This window comes from Cocleimonas flava (genome assembly GCF_004339015.1).
Lineage (GTDB): Bacteria > Pseudomonadota > Gammaproteobacteria > Thiotrichales > Thiotrichaceae > Cocleimonas > Cocleimonas flava.
The window spans coordinates 1-5,581 of the sequence record NZ_SMFQ01000008.1; the positions used below are offsets into that span (position 1 = coordinate 1).

At 40.8% G+C, this 5,581-nt stretch carries 2 protein-coding genes; both read left to right on the forward strand.

What is annotated here, in order from left to right; translation table 11 throughout:
* On the forward strand, positions 1-4,556 hold a 4,556-nt coding region (locus tag EV695_RS20100), incomplete at its 5' end, for an SdrD B-like domain-containing protein (RefSeq protein WP_165874776.1).
* A gap of 75 nt (positions 4,557-4,631) precedes the next feature.
* On the forward strand, positions 4,632-5,581 hold a 950-nt coding region (locus tag EV695_RS20105; RefSeq protein WP_207907184.1), incomplete at its 3' end, for a hypothetical protein.

Sequence of the window (5,581 nt, forward strand, 5' to 3'; positions counted from 1 at the left end):
ATGATGATGGCACTGTGATCAGTATCGGTGATGTCACTGTTACAGAAGGCAATGCAGGCACAGTCAGTGCAGACTTCCCGGTGACCTTAACGCAGCCAGTGAGTACGGATACAACCGTTACGTTCACAGTGAACGAAGGTACAGGCACAGTGGGTGATAGCGACTATGTTGCACCGACCACGACAACGATTGTTATTCCGGCAGGCGCTACAACGGGTACTATCAGTGTGCCAGTTAATGGTGATACTACGGTTGAGCCTGATGAAACCTTTACGGTTACTTTAACCAATACAGACAACGGCACCATCGGTACCGCAACAGGTACAGGTACGATCACTAATGATGATGTTGCGCCAGTGGCTGTCGATGATAGTCAAGCGAACCTTGGTGTTCCTTCACCAACGAATCCAACCACCCTGCCACTTATAGGGGATAACGACTCTGATCCTGATGGAACGATTAATCCTGCAACAGTAGATTTAAATACTGCAGTGGATGGTATTCAAAATACTATTACAATTCTTGATGGGACATGGGAAGCTGATTCGCTTGGTAATGTAACGTTTACTCCAAATGCATCATTAACGGGTAATCCGACGCCAATCTTATATACCATTCAAGATAACGGAGGCAATACTTCAAATCAGGCTACTTTGACTGTGACTTATGGTAATGGGCCAATGGCTTCTAATGACAGTCAGTCTAATCCAGGAGCTCCTTCGCCGAGTAATCCAACCACATTGACTACAGTTGGTGCAAATGATTCTGATCCTGATGGCATGATCAATCCTGCAAGCGTGGATCTTGATCCTGCATCTCCGGGGATTCAATCGGTATTTACAAATTCAGATGGAACTTACGAAGCAGATTCTGCTGGTAACGTGTTATTCACTCCGGATGTGTCTTTAACAGGAAATCCAACACCTATCACTTATACAATAAACGATAATAATGGGAATACCTCAAATGCAGCAACATTGACTGTAACGTATGGGACAACTCCTACTGGAACTGTTAACGGCATTGTCTATGAAGATACAAATGGTAACGGCACACAAGATTCAGGCGAGTTTGGAATTTCAGGTGTTAATGTTTTAATTACTGATTCTGAAGGTAATACTCAAACACTTACAACAGATACGAGTGGTAATTATTCAACATCAGTTGTTTCTGGTAGTACTACAATCGATATTCAAGAAAATACTCTTCCAGGTGGAAGTACTCAGACTGAGGGTACAGACCCAACTGAAGTGATTGTGCCTGTTAATGATGTCGCTTCGGATATTGATGGGTATCAACCAGCAGATAATTCTGGTGAAATCATCGGTATCGTCTATGCAGATACAAATAGTAACGGCATGCAAGATGCGAATGAGCCAGGAATTGCAGGTGTCCAAGTAATCGTTACTGATTCAGAAGGTAATACTCAAACTGTAACTACAGATTCTGATGGCACTTATGGGGCTACCGTTCCTGCCGGTGCAACCACCATTGATGTTGTAGAGTCATCTTTGCCATCTGGAAGCGTTCAAACTGAAGGTACTGATACGACAACGGTTACTGTTCCTGCAAATGGTACGGCAACAGATAGAGATGGCTTCAATTCGCCTATTGTGACGCCATTATTTGGTACTGTACAAGGCGTTGTGTATCTTGATGCTAACAATAATGGTCAGCAAGATAACGGTGAAACAGGTATAGCAAATGTAAGAGTTACTATTACGGATAGTAGTGGTGCTATTACTACGGTTGTTACTAATAGTAATGGTCTATACAGTCAATCTGTTATAGCTGGCAGTACTACGATTGATATTTCAGATTCAGATATTAATTCGTCATTAACAAGGTCACAAGGTTCAGACCCTACAGTTGTAAATGTTATAGCTGGAAGTGTGGCTAATGATATTGATGGTTTTGCTCCTCCACAACCAAAACCACCTGTTGCTGTTGATGATTCAAAACAAAATCAACCGCTAGGACAAGCTGTAACTATGAATACTGTTTCTAATGACAGTGATCCAGATAATAATTTAGATCCTACCACTGTGAAACTTCGAGACCCGTCTGGTAATCCAGTAACAAGTCTAATTGTTGAAGGTGAGGGGACCTGGTCTGTAAATATAACAACTGGTGACATTACATTTACACCAGAGGCTGGTTTTATGGGTGATCCAACGCCAGTTGATTACACAGTAAAAGACACTACAGGTTTAGAGTCTAATGTAGCGACGGTGACTGTTGATTATGAAGAGCCAGCTGCCATTACAGGTACGGTATGGTTAGATCGTGACAAGGATAATGTCATTGATTCTAATGAAGATCGAAAAGCAGGATGGACTCTGAAGATCAAAGACAAAGACGGTAATATTGTTGCAACAACAGTGACAGATTCTCAAGGTAACTACTCTGTAACAGGTCTAGTACCGGCTGAATATACTGTTGAGTTCTTTAATACTAAGGGTACTCTAATAGCAACACAGACAACTGGAGGCCCGTTAGTTGCTGGTCAAACAGTAAATTTACCATTACCGGTAGACCCAAGCGGAGTTATTTATGACAGTACAACACGTGAATTGATAGCGGGAGTAACGTTACAGTTGGTTAATTCTCAAGGTGTTCCTGTAGATGCTGCCTGTGTAGGTGAAGGCCAGCAAAATCAGGTAACTGCAGAAGATGGTCTCTATGCTTTTGATGTCTACCCTAATGCACATTCAAGCTGTCAGAATGGTGAAACATATACTATTAAAATAGTTTCAGCTCCTGCTGGTTACTACACCAATAGCACGATTATTCCACCTCAGACTGGTGTGTATGACAGTGATTCAAATGAAACAAACTGTACACGTGATGCAATTGCTAATAGTGGTAGTTGTGAAGTCCAGGGACAACCAGATGCTCCACAGGGCAATCAAGATACAACTTATTTCATGGATTTCTCTCTGAATTCTGGTGATAGCAATGTGATATTCAACCATATTCCATTAGATTCTGAGATTGCACGACAAACAGAAATTGCTGATGACACTATCCTTATTAGTAAATCTGCTAACAAGAATCAAGTGAGTGTTGGTGATCAGTTGTATTACACGATAACTGCTGAAAATATGACTGAAGATGAAATTGAAGTAGATGTTAGAGATGACTTACCTAAAGGCTTTAAATTTGCATCTAGTGCAGCAAAACTCACTAGAGCAGGAGAAGATAATAACTTTGGTACTGATGATGACATCGTTACGACTATTAAAGCGACTGGCACTGATCCTATCAGTTTCAATTCATTAATCGTAAAAGGTAATGAGAAAATAAAGATTGGTTATATTCTTAAAGTCGGAACGTCGGTTAGCCAAGGTAATGCTGTGAACTCGGTACAGGTATTTGCGTCAGGCTCTGACGATGATATTGTGAGTAATGTAGCGATAGCAACGGTGGCTGTTGTTGTAGACAGCGTATTAGATCAATCTACCTTAATTGGTAAAGTATTCCATGATCGCGACGGTGATGGTTATCAAGATCCTGCTAATGCAACAGGTATCACCGTTAAAAGTGATTATTTCGGTTGGAATAGTCTGCACCTTGGCGGTCTCAATGGTCGAGTGAGTGTGCTGGATGATCCAGATAAATACCGTAAAGTGATTCTTATGCCTTATTCAAAGAAGAACGATTTTAAGGTTACGACTCAACAAGGAACGGTTATTACTGTAGATAATCGTGGTCAGGCAACTGAATCTCATATCGGTCAAAAAGCGAAGGGCTTAACAGCGCAAGACCTTAGAATTAGCACACGTAGAATTAAAGGCATTCCAACTGCTACTAAAGTTAAATCGATGCGAGTACCTGCAACAGTCCAGGATGTGCTTGAAATCACTATCACCAACTACGGCATTCAGGAAGAAGGAATACCTGGTGTCCGTTTGGCAACTGTAGAAGGATTGTTAATCGAAACAGATGGATACGGTAGATATCATATTCCTGATGTTGATGGCGGTCGTCGTGGTTCGGGTAAGAACTTTATTCTAAAAGTGGATACTGCAACGTTACCCGAGGGGGCTAAGTTTACAACAGAGAACCCTCGTGTATTACGACTTAGCAGTACAGCACTTAATAAGATTAATTTTGGTATTAAATTACCGGTACAAGATGCGCCAGCAAGAACTATTAAGAGCTCGGCTAAATACCAGACTCAATCACGCAAACGTACTATTACAAAGCAAGTTCCTGTGTACAAGACGGTTGAAGTTGGCTTAGGTTCAATATTCTTCGATAAAGATAAGCACAATATACGTGCTGATCAACGTGGAAATATGGACTTATTAGTCTCGCGTATCAAACGACATGGAAAAGGGCATATTACAATCAATGCGTATACTGATTCACGTCATACCGCCCAATATAATATCGCTTTAGCTAATAGAAGAGCCGATACGGTAAGACAAGAACTACAGAAAAGATTAGGTTCTACATTAATGCGTCAGGTTAAGGTTGTGGTAGATAAGAGTGCTTATCAAGAAGTACCTCATAATGACAAGCGATCAATAGATTATAGAACGACAAATTAGTCTATTAAAAAAAATAGAAACATCAAAATAATAAGAACGTAAACCGCAAAAATAAAAAGAAATAAAGGTTAAAAAATGAACTCTAAAACAACATTAGTTTCGACTCAACAAGCTTCGATGACTTCAAGACTGAAGTCTCCATTGTTGAGTGCAACATTTAGTGGTTTAGTTATGTGCAGTGTTAGTGTTGTTTCACACGCAGCAGAACCTGAATATAAAGATATGCCAGCGTTTACTTTAAAAGTTGTAACGCATGGTGAAGGTTTGAATCGCTCTGATAATATGAGTGAAGAAACAAGACAGGATAATCGCCGAGCCGATTTAAGTATTACAAAACAAGTGCCAGCTGGATCAAAAACAGTTAAAGAAGATGTTTATGATCAAGTTCAAGTAAAAGTAAGTGATGCCAATAAACGTAGCATACGATTAAAAGACGGTGGTGTTATCTGGGTCAGTAAAGATCCCTCTACCTTAACCCCTGTACTTAATGTTACTGCTCCAAACTCGATAGAAATGGAAAAAGGCGAGTTTGTATCTCCGATGAATTTTGAGATCACAACCAACTATGCGCATTTTATCGATAGCTGGGAACTTGAGGTCTATTACGCCGAAGATGAACAACAAAAAAATCCTCTAGCAACCTTTATGGGGCGCTCTTTAGACACTGGCCGCACGATTAAATGGAATGGCTCAAATAAGAAAGAAAACAAACTCAAAGAAGGCGACAAGCTTAGCTATATCCTGACCGTGAAAGACAAAGACGGACATCTAGATAGAACCCATTTACGTCAGATCAGCCTAGTGGGACCGCAGCGTAATATCACCGACACCGTGAGCAGTAGCGTATCCAGTAATCTTGAAAATAACCTCGATCTACAAACCATACCGGTACACGGCTCACGCGTTAGAATCTTTGGCCGTGATATCCCCACAGACCATACGATCAAGATCAATGATGAAAGCATCTCGCTGGTTGAAAATAAGTTCGTAGTCGAAAAACTACTACCCGAAGGGCAGCATGATTT